The sequence below is a fragment of the Streptomyces sp. URMC 126 genome (genome assembly GCF_051386555.1).
Lineage (GTDB): Bacteria > Actinomycetota > Actinomycetes > Streptomycetales > Streptomycetaceae > Streptomyces.
Genome location: NZ_JBPQTX010000159.1, coordinates 1 through 16,064, shown reverse-complemented (window position 1 = coordinate 16,064; position 16,064 = coordinate 1). Strand labels below are relative to the sequence as shown.

Sequence of the window (16,064 nt, the reverse complement as noted above, 5' to 3'; positions counted from 1 at the left end):
TGTGTATAAGAGACAGCGCCCAGCCCGGGCCCGCACACGCACGAGCCGCCCAGCGACTCCGCCCGCTTCGCCAGGTTCCGCAGGCCGCTGCGCCGGCCGCCCTCCGGGAGGCCGACCCCGTCGTCGGCCACGGTGAGGCGGACCGCCTCCCGGCCGTCGGGCAGCCGGGCCGTCGCGTCGACGACGACCTCGATGCGCGAGGCGTGCGCGTGCCGGAAGGCGTTGGAGAGCGCCTCCCGGAGCGCGGCGATGAGGTTCTTCCCCGTGCCCTCGCCCACCAGCGCGTCCACCGGGCCGAGGAAGTTCACGGAGGGCTGGAAGCCCAGCGGCACGGCGGCCGTGCCGACCTCCCGCAGGACGCGGGTGCGCAGCCCGGCGGGGGCCTCGGCCGGGCCCTGCTGGAGGGCGAAGATCGCGGTCCGGATCTCCTGGATGGTCGTGTCCAGCTCGTCCACGGCCTGCCCGACGGTCGTCCGTACCTCCGGCACCACGGCCCTGCGCCGGGCGCTCTCCAGCAGCAGGCCGGTGGCGAACAGCCGCTGGATGACCAGGTCGTGCAGGTCCCGGGCGATCCGGTCGCGGTCCTCGTAGACCGCGAGCCGTTCGCGGTCGCGCTGCGCCTCGGCGAGGACGAGCGCGAGCGCGGCCTGGGCGGCGAACTGCGCGGCCAGCGTCCGTTCGGTGGCCGTGTACCGGCGGGCGCCCCGGCGGCGCGGGATGGCGAGGGTGCCCAGCACCCGCCCGCCGCTCCGCAGCGGCAGCAGCATGCTCGGGCCGAAGCGCGGCGCCACCGCCGTGATCATGCGGGGGTCGGTGGCCGAGTCGTCGATGAACACCGGCTCCCCCGCGAGGAGCCGGGACACCACGGGACTGTGCGGCGGCATCACCGTGCCCAGCAGCCCCGACGGATCGTCGGCGGAGACGACCACTATCTCCAGCCCGCCCTCGCCGTCCGGCAGCAGCACGATCCCCGCGTCCGCCTCCGCGAGCCGGCGGGCCTGTTCGGCGACGACGGCGAGGGCGTCCTCGGCGTCGCCGCCGGAGAGCAGCGCGGTGGTGACGGCGACCGAGCCGTCGATCCAGCGCATCCGCTGCCGGCCCTGCTCGTAGACCCGCGCGTTCCCGATCGCGATGCCCGCCTCCGTGGCAAGGATCTTCACCATGTGCAGGTCGGCGACGCCGAACTCGCCTCCCCCGCGCTTCCCGGCGAGGTAGAGGTTGCCGAACACCTCGCCTTCGACGCGGATGGGGACGCCGAGGACGGCACCCGGGGTGCCGGTCGGGCCGGGGCCGCCCGCGTGCCGCAGCAGGGCGTCGAGGACCTCCCGGTCGGCGGCCGGTTCGCCGCCGTGAACGTCCGTTTCCTCGGGGAGGCCGTAGGTGACGAAGTCGGCGAGCCCCTCGCCGGACGGATCGGCGGCGCCGTTGACGGCGATGGCGGCGTAGCGGGCGCCGGCGAGTTCGGCGGCGGTCTCGGCGATCCGGTCGAGGGTGGAGTGCAGCTCGAGACCGGTGCCCACCGAGCGCATCGCCTCCAGCAGCTGCGGGACGCGGCCGGTGAGCTCGGTGGACATGCCCTGGAGGCCGCGGGTGGCCTCCGTGGCGACGGCCACCGGGTCCATCGGCCCGAACGGCGGGGTCGGGGGCGGGGTGCCGTCGGGTTCCTCGGTGGCGGACATAGGCAGAGCCTAATAAGTACCTTTTGCCAGGGAAAGCGGCGGATGCACCATGTCGTGACGCGCCGCGTCGCGTGCCACCGCGCGGGGGGAGACCGCGCCGTGACACACCAGCTCGTGCTCGGCCCGTTCGCGTTCCAGCATCAGACGGAACGTTCCGTCCGCCTCCGCGAGTTCCCGGTACGGCCCCCGCTGCACGATCCGGCCGGCGTCCAGGACGATCACCTCGTCCACCGCCTCCAGACCCGCCAGCCGGTGAGTGATCAGCAGGGTGGTCCGGCCCTCCGTCGCCGCCAGCAGATCCGCGGTGAGCGCGTCCGCCGTCGCCAGGTCGAGGTGCTCGGCAGGCTCGTCCAGCACCAGCACGGGGAAGTCGGCCAGCAGCGCCCGGGCCAGCGCCAGCCGCTGCCGCTGGCCGCCGGAGAGCCGGGCACCGTGCTCGCCGACCGGCGTGTCGAGCCCCTGGGGCAGGGAGTCCACCCACTCCAGCAGGCGCGCGTCGGCCAGCGCCCGGCGCAGCCGCACGTCGCTCGCGCCGGGGCGCGCGAGGCGCAGGTTCTCCCGCAGGGAGCTGTCGAAGATGTGCGCGTCCTGGGCGCACAGCCCCACCAGCCGCCGGACCGCGTCACCGTCCGTCCGCGCCGCGTCCCGGCCCGCGAGGGTGTACGCGCCGGACTCGGCGTCCAGGAAGCGCAGCAGCACCTGGGCGAGGGTCGTCTTGCCGGCCCCGGACCGGCCGACGACGGCCACCCGCCGCCCGGCGGTCAGCTCCAGGCCGACCTCCCGCAGGGCGGGGGCGTCACCGCCGGGGTACCTCGCGGTGATCCCGGTCAGCCGCAGTGGGAAGGGGGACGGAGGGGCCGGTTCCGTCCCGTCGCGCACCGGCTCCGGAGCGTCCAGCACCTCGTACACCCGCTCCGCGGAACGGCGGACGCGCTGCCGGTGCCGGACCGCGAGCGGCAGCCCCGTCACCGCTTCGAACGCGGCGAGCGGCAGCAGGACGACGACGGCCAGCCGCACCCCGTCGAGGCGCCCGTCGTGCACGGCCGCCACGCCCGCCCACGCCGCGCCCGCCACGGTCAGCCCGCAGGCCAGGGCCGTCAGGCCGGCCCCGAGCGCGGTGGCGGCGGCGGCCCGGCGGGCGATGCCGGTCAGGACGGCGTCCGCCCGGCGCAGCCGCGCCAGCCGGGCGGGCAGCGCGCCCGCGACCGTCAGTTCGGCCGTACCGGCCAGCAGATCCACCACCTGGGCGGACAGCGCGCCGCGCGCCGGTGCCAGCCGCCGCTCCGCGCGGCGCGCCACGGCCGCCGAGAGCAGCGGTACGGCGACGCCCGCGGTCAGCAGGCCCGCCGCGAGCACCGCGCCCGCCTCCGGCAGCAGCCAGGCGGTGAGGCCCACGGAGGCCGCGCCGACGAGGACGGCCGAGCCGAGCGGCAGCAGCCACCGCAGGAAGTAGTCCTGGAGCGTGTCCACGTCGGAGACCAGCCGGGACAGCAGGTCGCCGCGGCGGACGTCGCGCAGCCCGGCGGGGGCCAGCCGCTCCAGCCGGCGGTAGACGGAGACCCGCAGCCCGGCCAGGGCCCGCAGGACGGCGTCGTGCGAGACCAGGCGTTCGGCGTAGCGGAAGACCGAGCGGCCGATGCCGAAGGTACGGGTCGCCGTCACGGCGACCATCAGGTAGAGGACGGGCGGCTGTTGGGAGGCGCGCGAGATCAGCCAGCCGGAGACCGCCATCAGGCCGGTGGCGCTGCCGAGCGCCAGGCTGCCGAGGAGGAGGGCGAGCAGGAAGCGCGGCCGGAAGGGGCGGCCTTCGGCGCGGACCCGGGTGAGGGGGGAGGCGGCGGGGGTTGGAGGTGTCGCCGCCCCCCGGTGCGGGGCGGCGGCGGGTCGCCGCTTCCCCGCCACCGCGGATACGGGCTCCTCGCCCGCGGTGAGCGGCGGCCGGGTCTCCCCCGCCTCCGGCTCGGCGGATCCCGCCGCCCCGGCCGCCGGTTCCAGGCGGACCACCCGGTCCGCCACCGCCAGCAGCGCGGGCCGGTGGACGACGAGCAGCACCGTCCGGCCGACGGCCAGGCGGCGGACGGCCTCGACGACGGCCGCCTCCGTCTCGCCGTCCAGACCGGCGGTCGGCTCGTCGAGCAGCAGGACGGGCCGGTCGGCGAGGAACGCCCGCGCCAGAGCCAGGCGTTGGCGCTGACCGGCCGACAGACCGGCACCGTCCTCGCCGAGGCGGGTGTCAGTGCCGTGGTGCAGCATGGAGACGAAGTCGAGGGCACCCGCGGCGCGGAGTGCCTCACGCACCTGTGCGTCGGTGGCGTCCGGCCGTGCCAGCCGGACGTTCTCGGCGACCGTGCCGGCGAAGAGATGAGGCCGTTGCGGGACCCAGGCCACCTGGTCCCGCCAGCTTTCGGGGGAGAGCGATGACAGATCCGTACCGCCGACCGACACCCGCCCGCTCGTGGGGCGGGCGAAGCCGAGGAGCACGTTCAGCAGGGTCGACTTGCCGGCTCCGCTGGGGCCCGTCAGGGCCACCGTCTCCCCGGGCCGCACCTCGAACGAGGTCTCGGCCAGGGACGGCCGCTCCCGGCCGGGGTGGCGGACCACCAGCCGGTCCACCGTGAGCAGCGCGCCGCGGGCGTCGGGCGCGGGCGCGGTGCCCGCCGCGGGCGGCGCGGTCTCCAGCACGGCGAAGACGCGGTCGGCGGCGGCCAGGCCCTCCGCCGCCGCGTGGTAGTGGGTGCCCACCTGACGGAGCGGGAGGTACGCCTCCGGGGCCAGGACAAGCACCAACAGGCCGGTGTAGAGGTCGAGTTCGCCGTGCACGAGCCGCATGCCGATGCCGACCGCGACCAGGGCGACGGAGAGGGTGGACAGCAGCTCCAGGGCGAAGGAGGAGAGGAAGGCGACGCGCAGGGTGCGCAGCGTCGCGCGCCGGTAGTCGGAGGTGATCGCGCGGATCGACTCGGCCTGGGCCTTGGCCCGGCCGAAGACCTTCAGCGTGGGCAGCCCCGCGACGACATCGAGGAAGTGCCCGGAGAGCCGCTCCAGCAGGCGCCACTGGCGGTCCATCCGGGACTGGGTGACCCAGCCGATGAGGGCCATGAACAGCGGGACGAGGGGGAGGGTGAGGACGATGACGAGGGCCGAGATCCAGTCGGCGGTCGCGATCCGGGCGAGGACGGCGACGGGCACCACGGCCGCGAGACCGAGCTGGGGCAGATAGCGGGCGAAGTAGTCGTCCAGCGCGTCGACGCCCCGGGTCGCCAGGGTGGTCAGCTCGCCGGTGTTCACCGCGCCCGGGCCGAGCCGCGCCGCGTGGCCCAGCAGCCGGGTGCGCAGCCGGGACTTGACCGCGGCGCTCGCCCGGTGCGCGGCCAGCTCGGTGAGCCAGGCGACCAGGGCCCGGCCGGCCGCCGTGGCGGCCAGCAGGGCCAGGGGGACGGCCAGGTCGCCGGCCGAGCGCCCGTGCCGGAAGGCGCCCGTGACGGTCTCGGCGATCAGCATGGCCTGGGCGACGACCAGGCCGGCCCCGGCCAGCCCGAGGAGTACCGAGGCGGCCAGGAAGAACCGGGTCGCGGACGCGTGACGGAGGAGCCGGGGGTCGACGGGCTTCATGGCTGCCGGTCCTCTAGTGCGCCGCGGGGATGTGCTGGGTGCCGATCCGCTTGCGGAACACCCAGTACGTCCACGCCTGGTAGGCCAGGACGACGGGCGTCATAAAGCCCGCCACCCAGGTCATGATCTTCAACGTGTAGGGGCTGGAGGCCGCGTTGGTGACGGTGAGGCTCCACCGGGCGTCGGTGGAGGAGGGCATGACGTCCGGGAAGAGGGCGAGGAAGATCATGGCGAAGACCGCCACGACGGTCAGCCCCGACAGGCCGAACGCCCAGCCCTCCCGGCCGCGCCGGTTCATGACCAGCGCGGCGGTCAGGGCGGCCACGGCCACGACGAGCGCGGGCAGGCTGCGGCCGTTGCCGGACTCGGCCTGCGTCCAGCCCAGGAAGGCCACCGCGAGCGCGCCCGCCGCCAGGCCGGAGACCCCGGCGAACCGCCGTGCCCGCACCCGGATGTCGCCGACCGTCTTGAGCGCGGCGAACAGCGCCCCGTGGAAGGTGAAGAGGACGAGCGTGAGCAGACCGCCGAACAGGGCGTACGGGCTCAGCAGATCGAGGAGGCCGCCGGTGTAGTTCTTGTCCGGGCCGATCGGCACACCGCGCACGATGTTCGCGAAGGCCACCCCCCAGAGGAAGGCGGGGAGCGCGGAACACCAGAAGATGGCGTGCTCCCAGTTGCGCTGCCAGCGCTCCTCGGGGCGCTTGTGGCGGTACTCGAAGGCGACACCGCGCACGATCAGGCAGACCAGGACGGCGAGCAGCGGCAGGTAGAAGCCGCTGAAGAGGGTGGCGTACCAGTCCGGGAAGGCGGCGAACGTCGCGCCGGCGGCGGTGATCAGCCAGACCTCGTTGGCGTCCCAGACGGGACCGATGGTGTTGATCAGGACGCGGCGTTCGGCGCGGTCCCGGGCCAGCGCCTTGGTGAGCACGCCGATGCCGAAGTCGAAGCCCTCGAGGAAGAAGTAGCCGGTCCACAGGACGGCTATCAGCAGGAACCAGAAGTCGTGGAGGTGCATGGTCGGTTCTCCGTTCTCCGCCGGCCGCTCAGTAGGCGAAGGTCATCGGCTTGTCGGCGTCCTCGGCGGCCCCGGCGGCCCCGTCCGGGGCGCCGGGCCCGCCGGACGGGAACCGCAGGCGGGGGTCCTTCGCCGGGGGCTTCTCGTCCGTGTCCGGTCCGGCCTTGGCGTACTTGGTGAGGAGCCTGACCTCGACCACGGCGAGCACCGCGTACAGCGCGGTGAAGACCGCCATGGAGGTGAGCACCTCGCCCTGGCCGACGCCGGGCGACACCGCGTCGCCGGTCTTCATCAGGCCGTAGACGGCCCAGGGCTGGCGGCCCATCTCGGTGAAGATCCAGCCGAAGGAGTTGGCGATCAGCGGGAAGCCCATGGTGAGGATGCCGATCCGCCAGGACCACTTGGTGAGGAAGGGGTTCATCTCACGGGTCCTGGTGAGCATCAGCCGCGGGATCTCGTCCTCGCCGACGCGGTACTCGGGGGCGAGCCAGAACTTCTTGCGCGTCGTCCAGAGTCCGACGAGGCCGGCGGCGAAGGACGTCATCCCGAACCCGATCATGAGGCGGAAGCCCCAGAAGGTCATGAAGATGCTGGGAATGTAGTCGTCCGGGCTGCCGCCGTAGAGCGCCGCCTCCTTGGCGGCGGTGTCCTTGATGCCGGGGACGGTCTCGGTGAAGTTGTTGTGGGCGAGGAAGGAGAGGAGGCCGGGTATCTCGATCTCGACGCTGTTGTGCCCCTTGGACACGTCACCGACCGCGAAGACCGAGAAGGGCGCGGGCGACTGGCTCTCCCAGAGGGCCTCGGCGGCGGCCATCTTCATCGGCTGCTGCTCGAACATGACCTTGCCCAGCTCGTCACCGCTGATCGCGGTGCCCATGCCGGCGATCACCGCCACGACGAGGCCGACGCGGAGCGAGGCGAGCATCGCGGGAAGCTGCTTCCGCTGCTTCTCGCCGAGCTCCTCGCCCCTGATCCGCTTGCGCTTGGCGCGCCACAGGTGGAAGGAGGAGATACCGACGATGAAGGCGGCACCGGTGAGGAACGCGGCGGTCAGGGTGTGGAAGACGACCACCATGGTGGTGTTCTGGGTGAGGACGGCCCAGATGTCGGTGAGCCGCGCCTTCCCGGTCGCCTTGTCGACCGCGTAGCCGACGGGGTGCTGCATCCAGGAGTTGGCGGCCAGGATGAAGTACGAGGACAGGACCGTGCCGAGGGCGACGATCCAGATGCACGCGCAGTGGATCTTCTTGGGCAGCTTGTCCCAGCCGAAGATCCACAGACCGATGAACGTCGACTCGAAGAAGAACGCCAGCAGCGCCTCCATCGCGAGCGGTGCCCCGAAGACGTCACCGACGAAGCGGGAGTAGTCCGACCAGTTCATGCCGAACTGGAACTCCTGCACGATGCCGGTGACCACCCCCATCGCGATGTTGATCAGGAAGAGCTTCCCCCAGAACTTGGTGGCGTGGAAGTACTTCTCCTTGCCCGTACGCACCCAGGCCGTCTCCAGACCCGCGGTGATCGCCGCCAGGCTGATCGTGAGGGGGACGAAGAGGAAGTGGTAGACGGTGGTGATGCCGAACTGCCAGCGCGCCAGCGTCTCCGGCGCCAGAGCCAGGTTCACTCGGTCCCTCCTTGCGTCTTGCGTCGCCGGCACCCCGTACCGGCGCTTCACCGACGCTGCCCGTCGGCGTTTCGCCCCGCTATGCCCGGGTGAAAGGGCACATAAAGGACGAGCTTGTGAACGCGTTCACATTCACAAGCAATTATGACGCACATGCTTTTCGGACAAGCAGCGGGGGTACCCCCTTCGGCTCTTGCGCTCGGCGCGCGGAGCTCACCACACTGCGGCTCCGACCCCACAAATCTCAGAGGCAACATCAGTCACAGCCGCCCGGCGCTCCGGCGCCGGGAACGCGAAAGCGCCGCGCACCCCCGGCAGGGGTACGCGGCGCCGGAAGGCCGGACGACCGGGAGGAGGCCCGGGGCGAAGGGGCGCCTAAAGCCCCATCTCCTCGCGGAACTCCCCGGCCACCTTCAGGAAGATCGTGTTGGCGTCCGTCTCGCCGATCGTGATGCGCACCCCGTCCGGCGCGAACGGCCGCACGACCACGCCCGCCCGCTCACAGGCCGCCGCCAGGGCCTCCGAGTGCTCGCCCAGCCGCAGCCAGACGAAGTTCGCCTGCGTCTCGGCGAGCGGCCACCCCTGCGCCAGCAGCCCCTCGACCACCCGCTCGCGCTCGGCCACCAGCGCGTCCACCCGCTCCCACAGCTCCTTCTCGCTGCGCAGCGAGAGGATGGCGGCCTCCTGCGCCACCTGCGTCACACCGAACGGGACCGCGGTCTTGCGCAGCGCCGCCGCGACCGGCTCGTGCGCGATGGCGAAGCCGATCCGCAGCCCGGCCAGCCCGTACGCCTTGGAGAAGGTCCGCAGCACACAGACGTTGGGGCGGGTCCGGTAGAGGTCGATGCCGTTGGGCACGTCCGCGTCCCGGATGAACTCGATGTACGCCTCGTCCAGCACCACCAGGACGTCGGAGGGCACCCGGTCCAGGAAGGACTCCAGCTCCGCGCGGCGGAGCACCGTACCGGTGGGGTTGTTGGGGTTGCAGACGAAGATCAGCCGGGTCCGCTCGGTGATCGCGGCGGCCATCGCGTCCAGGTCGTGCCGGTCGTCCTCGGTCAGCGCGACCGGCACCGGGGTGGCGCCCGCCACCTGGACGATGATCGGGTATGCCTCGAAGGAACGCCAGGGGAAGATCACTTCGTCACCGGGGCCGGCCGTGGCCTGGACGAGCTGCTGGGCGACGCCGACCGAACCCGTGCCGGTCGCCAGGTGGGTGACGGGCACGTCGAAGTGGTCCGCGAGCTCGGCCATCAGCCCGGCGCAGGCCATGTCCGGGTAGCGGTTGAGCTGCCCGACGGCCGCCACCGCGCCCTCCAGCACGCCGGGCAGCGGCGGGTACGGGTTCTCGTTGGCGGACAGCTTGTAGGCGACCGGCCCGCCCTTCGCGGCCGGCCGGCCGGGCTTGTAGGTGGGGACGTCGTCCAGGGCCGGACGCAGCCGGGGGGTCTTCTCGGTCACCGCGGGTCCTCCTCCGCATCCCGTGCGCATCCGGCCACCCGGGAATCCGCACTTCTCAGCACACGTGGGGCACGTGGGCACGTAAACCGGCGCACAGGCCGGCGGCGTCCCCGTGGCACCGCCGCGTGGACGCGAATACTGCACACCTTATGAGGATTGCCCCGGGTGGCGTCCAGAGTCGCGGGCGCGCCAGTCCGATGAGCGCGCGCCGTGGCGGGCGCCCTGGCGCGCGTCCCCCGTGAAGGTGAGTTGAGACCTCTTCGAGACCTGACACCTTCATCAGACGTAGATATGCCAGGGGCCAACGGTTCACTGTGACGCGGAACAACCACCTCTACTTCCAAGGTCATTGACCGGTTTTGGGCATGCAGAAACGTACCTGTCAACTCCGAAATGTGGGCCCCCGCCCGGGCACCGGCCGAGCCCTACTATCGGCTCGCCATGACAGCAGCAGGGAAGCACCAGGTGAGCCGGACGGAAACCGCCCGGCGAGGCACCCGGCAGGGACGGGCGGGCATCCGCGATGTCGCCGCCGCCGCCGGTGTCTCGATCACGACCGTCTCCGACGCGCTCAACGGCAAGGGCCGGCTGCCGGACGCGACCCGCCGCCACGTCCGCGAGGTGGCCGACCGGCTGGGGTACCGGCCGTCGGCGGCCGCCCGCACCCTCCGTACGGGCAAGTCGGGCCTGATCGGTCTGACCGTGACCACATACGGGGATGAACCTTTCACCTTCACCGAGTTCGCCTACTTCGCCGAGATGGCCAGAGCCGCCACCTCCGCCGCGCTCGCCCGCGGCTACGCCCTGGTGATCCTGCCGGCGACCTCGCGGCACGACGTCTGGTCCAACGTGGCCCTGGACGGCACGGTGGTGATCGACCCGTCCGACCACGACCCCGTCGTCTCCGAGCTGGTCCGGCAGGGCATCCCCGTCGTCTCCGACGGCCGCCCCGCCGGCACGCTGCCCGTGACGGCCTGGGTGGACAACGACCACGAGGCGGCCGTCCTGGGCATCCTCGACCACCTCGCCGCCGCCGGCGCCCGCCGGATCGGCCTGCTCACCGGGACGTCCACCGACACCTACACCCGTCTGTCCACCCACGCCTACCTGCACTGGTGCGAGCGGAGCGGGCAGGACCCGGTGTACGAGGAGTACCCCGCGCACGACCCGTGCGCCGGCGCGGTGGCCGCCGACCGGCTGCTCGCCCGCCCGGACCGCCCGGACGCGGTGTACGGCCTCTTCGACCCCAACGGCACCGACCTGCTGGCCGCGGCCCGCCGCTACGGCCTGCGCGTCCCCGACGACCTGCTGCTCGTCTGCTGCAGCGAGTCGACGGTCTACGCCACCACCGAGCCGCCGATCACCACCCTCTCCCTCAAGCCTCGGCGGATCGGCACGGCCGTGGTGCAGCTGCTGATCGACGCGATCGAGGGGCTGGACCACGGGCGGCCGGTGGAACAGGTCATATCCACCGAACTGATCATCCGGACCTCGTCCGAGCGGCTCCCGCCGCGCGGGGCGGTCGGCGCGCCGCGGGGCCCGGCCGACGGATGACCCGCCGGGGCGGAGCGGTGTCCCCTCCGGACGGCCCGCCGGGGCGCCCCGACCGGTCCCGTCAACCCCGCTCCCTCTATGGGTCACCACACACGAGCACCTCGACAAGAGGGAACGAAACCGGCAATACCCGCCAAAACACCGGCGATCGCGGGTTCCGTCCCCGATTGACGGCCCCTGGTGCGTCACAAGCCGCGACGGTCATTCCTATGATGGGCGCACGACACCACGGGCCGCCATGACCAGGCAGGGTCCACAAGGTGCACTGCGGCGCGACGGTGGAGGGGTCGATGGCTCAGGGGGCCGGACAGGGACCTGCGGGACGGACCACGGAGGCGATGTCGCCCTACCCGGGGTACGCCGCTCCCCCTCCCCTGCCCGGGTACACCCATCCGCTGCCTCCCCCGCACCTCGGCGCGGAGGAGCACGGACACCACCCGGGCACGGAGGACCACGGACACCACCTCGTCGCGGAGGACCACGGACACCACCTCGGCGCCGAGGACCACGGCCACCTCGACGGCTACACGCCCACCGAGCGCGACCTGCCGGTCATCGAGCCCCTGCCGGGCCGGCCGTACGGCGGCGAGGTGCCCCACGACGTCCCGACCGTCGAGCTGACGCCGATCACCGCCCCGCAGCACCACCCCGTCCCCGGCGGCCCGGGCCCGCTGTACGTCGTCGGCGACGTCCACGGCTACCTGGACGAGCTGTACGCGGCGCTCGCCGCCCAGGGCATCGTCGACGCGCACGGCCACTGGGCGGCCGGCAACACCCGCCTGTGGTTCCTCGGCGACTTCACCGACCGGGGCCCCGACGGCGTCGGCGTCATCGACCTGGTCATGCGGCTCTCCGCCGAGGCCGCGGCGGCCGGCGGCTACTGCAAGGCGCTCATGGGCAACCACGAGCTGCTGCTGATCGGCGCCAAGCGGTTCGGCGACACCCCCGTCAACTCGGGCGCCGGAACGGCCTCGTTCCAGGCGGCCTGGCTGCTCAACGGCGGCCAGCGCACCGACATGGAGCGGCTGGAGGACCACCACCTCCAGTGGATGTCGCGGCTCGACGCGATGGCGGAGGAGGACGGCCACCTGCTCGTCCACTCCGACACCACCGCCTACCTGGAGTACGGCGACTCGATCGAGGCGGTCAACGACGCGGTGACCGAGGCGCTCCAGCGCAACGACCCCGACGAGTGCTGGGACCTGTTCCGCAAGTTCACCAAGCGCTTCGCCTTCCGCGACGAGGCGGGCTCCACCGCCGCCCGCGAGCTGCTGGAGACGTACGGCGGGAGCCGCGTGGTGCACGGCCACAGCCCCATCCCGTACCTCCTCGGCGAGGTCCCCGGCGAGGACGCCGACGGCGAGGAGAGCACCCCGGTCGTGGAAGGTCCGCACCTTTACGCGGACGGCCTGGCCCTCGCCATGGACGGCGGCGTCACCATGGCCGGAAAACTGCTGGTCGTGCAACTGCCACTCGCCGACTGAGGATTATCGGACCGGTTCATGGGCAGATAGGGAAACCCACCGCCGCGGGGGAATTCGCGAAACGCACTGTCACCCCGCGCCGGTGCGGCTCTACCATCGGCTTATCCGTAGCAGGCTCTCCTCCGTTTTCCGCCCCATGCAGGCGCCGTCGGCGCCAAGGGCCCTACGGAGCATCGGGGGATGCACATGAACAGCGCTCCGCATCTGCTGGCCGAGGACCGCCCGGAATTCGAGCGGGTCCTGGACCTGGCGCTGCGCTCAGCGGACCGGGATCCGGAGATCAGCGCACTGATCGCCGCGGAAGGACGGCGACTCGACACCGAACAGCTGCGCATCGCGGCCCTCCGGGCCATAGCCGTCATTTCGGCGCCCGCTCTGACGGAATACCGGAATTACGTCAGGGCGCGTGAGGAACTGCGCCACCGTTCCGCCACGGTCGGTTCCCGGACCGGAGGCACGGGCGGCGGCCGCCGCGAGCCGGACGGTCCCGCCGGCCCCGGCGCGGGCCCCGATCGCGGCACGCCCGCCCCGGGAGCGGGCGCGGGGGCCGTGCTCACGGTGCTGGCCCCGCTCCTCGCCGGGATCGCCGCGTTCCTGTTCCTCCTCATCGGCTACGCGCTCAAGGCGGTCGGCACCGAGGGCTCGGTGGCCCGGCCGATGGTGACCGCCGGCTGGTGGTTCGCCGGCCTGACAGCGGCCGGGGCGCTGATCGCCATGGGCGCACTGCTGCTCACGGCGTTGCGCAACGGCCGCCCGGGCGCCCCCGGAACCGGAGCGTCCGGAGCCGGTACCGCCCTCGCGTCCCGCCCGTCCCGGCCGGCGGACGTCGACCGGGCCCGGGACGCGTGGCACGAGGCGCTGCTCCACCGCGGGGTCCTGCCGTTCCTGCGCGAGGCCCTGGCCGACGCACCCGTGGAGCCCGACTCCTCGTACGTCCCCGGGCCGCGGGACGGCGGGGGCCGCACCTCGCGGCTCGGCTTCTCCAGCCCGGGCTTCTCCAGCCACGAGGAGCAGCCCGGCCCCCACCTCCGGCCCCGCTTCACCAGCCCGGACTTCACCGGCCCGGAGTTCGGGGGCTCGGACGGGCGGGAGTGAGGGGCCGAGCCCCGCGCCGCTCCCGTCACCCCGCCGGCAGGGCGTCGCCGCGCCCGGGGAAGGAACCCCGGGGCAGCGCGAGTTCGGCGGGGCGGGGCGCTCCAAGCGGACCGGGGCGCACCGCCCCGCCGCCGTCAGTCGGCGAGCGGCAGGTACACCCGGTTGCCGGCCGCGGCGAACTCCTCCGACTTGGCCCGCATCCCCGCCTCGATGTCGGTCGCGCCCAGGTCGCCGCCGTGCTCGCGGCGAATGTCCTGGGAGATCTTCATCGAGCAGAACTTCGGTCCGCACATGGAGCAGAAGTGCGCCGTCTTCGCCGGTTCCGCGGGCAGCGTCTCGTCGTGGAAGGCGCGGGCGGTGTCCGGGTCGAGGGCCAGGTTGAACTGGTCCTCCCAACGGAACTCGAACCGTGCGTCGGAGAGGGCGTCGTCCCACTCCTGCGCGCCGGGGTGGCCCTTGGCGAGGTCCGCGGCGTGCGCGGCGATCTTGTACGTGATGACGCCGGTCTTGACGTCGTCGCGGTCCGGCAGGCCCAGGTGCTCCTTGGGCGTGACGTAGCAGAGCATCGCCGTGCCCCACCAGGCGATCATCGCCGCGCCGATGCCCGAGGTGATGTGGTCGTACGCCGGGGCGACGTCGGTGGTCAGCGGGCCGAGGGTGTAGAACGGCGCCTCCTCGCAGATCTCCTGCTGGAGGTCGATGTTCTCCTTGATCTTGTGCATCGGGACATGGCCCGGGCCCTCGATCATCGTCTGGACGTTGTGCCGCTTGGCGATCGTGTTGAGCTCGCCCAGCGTGCGCAGTTCGGCGAACTGGGCCTCGTCGTTGGCGTCCGCGATCGAACCGGGGCGGAGGCCGTCGCCGAGGGAGTACGTCACGTCGTAGGCCGCGAGGATCTCGCAGAGCTCCTCGAAGTTCTCGTACAGGAACGACTCCTTGTGGTGCGCCAGGCACCAGGCGGCCATGATCGAGCCGCCGCGGGAGACGATGCCGGTCTTCCGGCGCGCGGTGAGCGGGACGTAGCGCAGGAGCACGCCGGCGTGGACGGTCATGTAGTCCACGCCCTGTTCGGCCTGCTCGATGACCGTGTCCTTGTAGATCTCCCAAGTGAGTTCCTCGGCCTTGCCGTCCACCTTCTCCAGCGCCTGGTAGAGCGGCACGGTGCCGATGGGGACGGGGGAGTTGCGGAGGACCCACTCACGGGTGGTGTGGATGTTGCGGCCGGTGGAGAGGTCCATCACCGTGTCGGCGCCCCAGCGGGTGGCCCAGGTCATCTTCTCGACCTCCTCCTCGATGGAGGAGGTGACGGCCGAGTTGCCGATGTTGGCGTTCACCTTGACCAGGAACTTCTTGCCGATGATCATCGGCTCGATCTCGGGGTGGTTCACGTTCGCCGGGAGGACGGCCCGGCCGGCCGCGATCTCCTCGCGGACCGTCTCCGGGGAGACGTTCTCCCGGAGGGCGACGTACTCCATCTCCTCGGTGATCTCCCCGCGCCGCGCGTACGCGAGCTGGGTCACGGCGGTGCCGGACCGTCCCCTACGGGGCAGGCGGGGGCGGCCGGGGAAGACGGCGTCGAGGTTCTTCAGCCCGCCGCGCGGCGAGGTGTGCTTGATGCCGTCGTCCTCCGGGCGCATCGGGCGGCCCGCGTACTCCTCGGTGTCACCGCGACCGATGATCCAGTTCTCGCGCAGCGGGGGCAGGCCCCGGCGGACGTCGGTGACGACGTCCGGGTCGGTGTAAGGGCCCGAGGTGTCGTACAGCTGCACGTCCCGCCCATTGGTGAGGTGCACCCGGCGCACCGGGACCCGGAGGTCGGGGCGGGAGCCGGTGACGTAGTCCTTGTGCCAGCCGATCCGCTCGGCGCGGCCGGTGCCTTCCGCCGCCGGCCGCGTGGTGGACGGGTCGGCGGACATGCGTGCGTCCTGCGAGGTCATCAGACCGTAACTCCCTACGCCGGCATTACCCGGTAACAGGTTCAGCGGTCGACGCAGCGGCTTCCGTACCGATCGTACGGAGGTCAGCGCCCTCTCAGCCCGGTGCTCCGAGCTCCCGCGATTGCAAAGGTGGCACAACGCTAGCGCCTTCCGGCGCCGGAGTGCCAGGGGGGCTTGCGATGATCGGGCGATGACCCCCAGCGACGCCGTTCCCCCGCCCCGGCCGCCCTCGACCCCGCCGGAATCCGGCCATGGTCACGGACGCGGCAACCCCGGCGGGCCCGGAGGGCGACGTCGTGGGCGCAGGCGCCGGGGCGATTCCGGCCCCGCGCTCGGCTCCGGGCACCAGCACGGCCACGGGCACGGCCACGGTCATCACGGGCACAGCCATGGACACGGCCCCGCCGCCCCCGTCTCCGACCGCCTGCGCAAGGTGATCGCGGCGGTGCTGATCCCGTTCGCGGCGGCGGTCCTCACGGGGCTGGTGGTGCTCTGGCCGGGGGACGCCTCCTCGCACCGCCCCTCCGGTCTCGGGCCGGACCGGCACACGGAGGCGGGGCGGGTGGTGAAGCTGGAGGAGGTGGCCTGCGCGGGGAGCGGGGG

General features: G+C 72.9%; 9 protein-coding genes and 1 pseudogene. 4 read left to right on the top strand and 6 right to left on the bottom strand.

Annotated features, from left to right (window positions below; translation table 11 throughout):
- The 5 genes from ACSNOK_RS19720 to hisC all read right to left on the bottom strand — a co-directional run.
- Positions 1 to 1,622: GAF domain-containing sensor histidine kinase (locus tag ACSNOK_RS19720; protein ID WP_436782035.1), on the bottom strand; the 1,622-nt coding region annotated here is incomplete at its 3' end.
- Between the two features lie 66 nt (positions 1,623 to 1,688).
- The gene (gene cydD, locus ACSNOK_RS19715; RefSeq protein WP_436782034.1) at positions 1,689 to 5,291 is read right to left on the bottom strand and encodes a thiol reductant ABC exporter subunit CydD; all 3,603 of its coding nucleotides are present in this window, start codon (positions 5,289 to 5,291) and stop codon (positions 1,689 to 1,691) included.
- Positions 5,292 to 5,304: 13 nt separating this feature from the next.
- Positions 5,305 to 6,306 (bottom strand): cytochrome d ubiquinol oxidase subunit II, encoded by a 1,002-nt coding sequence (gene cydB / locus ACSNOK_RS19710; RefSeq protein WP_436782033.1) that lies wholly within the window; start codon positions 6,304 to 6,306, stop codon positions 5,305 to 5,307.
- Between the two features lie 28 nt (positions 6,307 to 6,334).
- Positions 6,335 to 7,930: a cytochrome ubiquinol oxidase subunit I gene (locus ACSNOK_RS19705; RefSeq protein WP_436782032.1), complete on the bottom strand. Its 1,596-nt coding sequence runs from the start codon at positions 7,928 to 7,930 to the stop codon at positions 6,335 to 6,337.
- Between the two features lie 375 nt (positions 7,931 to 8,305).
- Positions 8,306 to 9,421 carry a histidinol-phosphate transaminase gene (gene hisC / locus ACSNOK_RS19700; RefSeq protein WP_436782031.1) on the bottom strand — a complete coding sequence of 372 codons (1,116 nt, stop codon included), beginning with the start codon at positions 9,419 to 9,421 and terminating at the stop codon, positions 8,306 to 8,308.
- 411 nt (positions 9,422 to 9,832) lie between these two features.
- On the opposite strand from hisC, the gene ACSNOK_RS19695 reads away from it, so the two are divergent.
- The 3 genes from ACSNOK_RS19695 (at position 9,833) to ACSNOK_RS19685 (ending at position 13,524) form a co-directional block, all read left to right on the top strand.
- A complete protein-coding gene (locus ACSNOK_RS19695) occupies positions 9,833 to 10,945 on the top strand; it encodes a LacI family DNA-binding transcriptional regulator (RefSeq protein WP_436782030.1) in 1,113 nt (370 codons plus the stop codon).
- Positions 10,946 to 11,283: 338 nt separating this feature from the next.
- Positions 11,284 to 12,429: a metallophosphoesterase gene (locus ACSNOK_RS19690; protein WP_436782029.1), complete on the top strand. Its 1,146-nt coding sequence runs from the start codon at positions 11,284 to 11,286 to the stop codon at positions 12,427 to 12,429.
- A gap of 180 nt (positions 12,430 to 12,609) precedes the next feature.
- Positions 12,610 to 13,524, top strand: a complete 915-nt coding sequence (locus ACSNOK_RS19685; protein ID WP_436782028.1) for a hypothetical protein — start codon at positions 12,610 to 12,612, stop codon at positions 13,522 to 13,524.
- A gap of 134 nt (positions 13,525 to 13,658) precedes the next feature.
- Here the strand turns inward: ACSNOK_RS19685 and thiC are convergent, their stop codons facing one another.
- Positions 13,659 to 15,461, bottom strand: a complete 1,803-nt coding sequence (thiC, locus tag ACSNOK_RS19680) for a phosphomethylpyrimidine synthase ThiC (protein ID WP_436782027.1) — start codon at positions 15,459 to 15,461, stop codon at positions 13,659 to 13,661.
- 190 nt (positions 15,462 to 15,651) lie between these two features.
- Between thiC and ACSNOK_RS19675 the strand changes: the two are divergent.
- Positions 15,652 to 16,064, top strand: a pseudogene (locus tag ACSNOK_RS19675) (YibE/F family protein); the annotation flags it as partial.